The sequence below is a fragment of the Protofrankia sp. CiP3 genome (assembly GCF_917627345.1).
Classification (GTDB): Bacteria; Actinomycetota; Actinomycetes; order Frankiales; family Frankiaceae; genus Protofrankia.
This window is the reverse complement of record NZ_CAKJTM010000146.1, coordinates 1792-2639: the sequence shown is the minus strand read 5'-3', so window position 1 is coordinate 2639 and position 848 is coordinate 1792. Positions and strand designations below refer to the sequence as shown.

Annotated in this window: 1 protein-coding gene; it reads left to right on the top strand. The window is 69.2% G+C overall.

Going from position 1 to position 848, the window contains the following annotated elements:
- Positions 1–129 precede the first annotated feature (129 nt).
- The coding region (locus MJ797_RS24545) for a recombinase family protein (protein WP_239341742.1) at positions 130–848 on the top strand (719 nt) is incomplete at its 3' end.

Below are 848 nucleotides of genomic sequence, written 5' to 3'. Positions count from 1 at the left end.
CCTTTCTGAGAGGAGCGATCCGGATTGCCCGCCGGGAGACTGCGCGACCCGGAATCCTTCTCAGAACCCGTTCTCACGTAAACGGATGGTGCGCGAGTTATGGGAGAGGTTTGTGAGAAGATCCCGAGGGTGAGCAGCGCACCGGACGCCACCGTCGATGCCGACGCGGTCGAGCGTCATCCGTGTCCCCGGTGCCTGGTCGAGCCAGGCTCGCCGTGCCGGTCGCGATCCGGCACGGTCGCGGGGACCTACCACACCGGCCGGTTCATGAAGGTCTCTCGGCTTGTGAAGCTGCTGCGGGTGCCGACCCCGGCTGACCGCGGCCCGGGCCAGCTGTGGCGGCCGGGCACACCACCGCCAACGCCTATCCCGTCGGACACGCCGACCACCGACATCAGGGTGGGCTACGCCCGGTACTCGCACCTCACCCAGGAACTCCCGTCACAGCTCGACGCCCTCGAAGCGCACGGCATCCCCCGCGACAAGATCTTCTCCGAGAAGGTCTCCACCCGCGTGCGGGTCCGCCCGAAGTTCGAGGCCGCGCTGGACCTGTGCCGGCAGATCAAGGCCCACGCCCCGCACTGCCGGGTGCTCCTGACTGTGTACGAGATGAAACGGCTCGGCCGCGACTCCGCCGAGCTGACCGCGCTCGCGGACCATCTCACCGCGCACGGCATCGGGCTGGAGATGCTCGCCGGACCCCTGACCGGTATCTACGACCCGACCGGCACCGGCCGCATCCTGTTCGCGTTCTTCGCCGCGATGGCCGAGACCGAGCGCGAGAACATCCGCGAGGCCACCCTGGAAGGCCTCAGCGCCGCCGCCCGCAAGGGGAATCACGGCGGCCG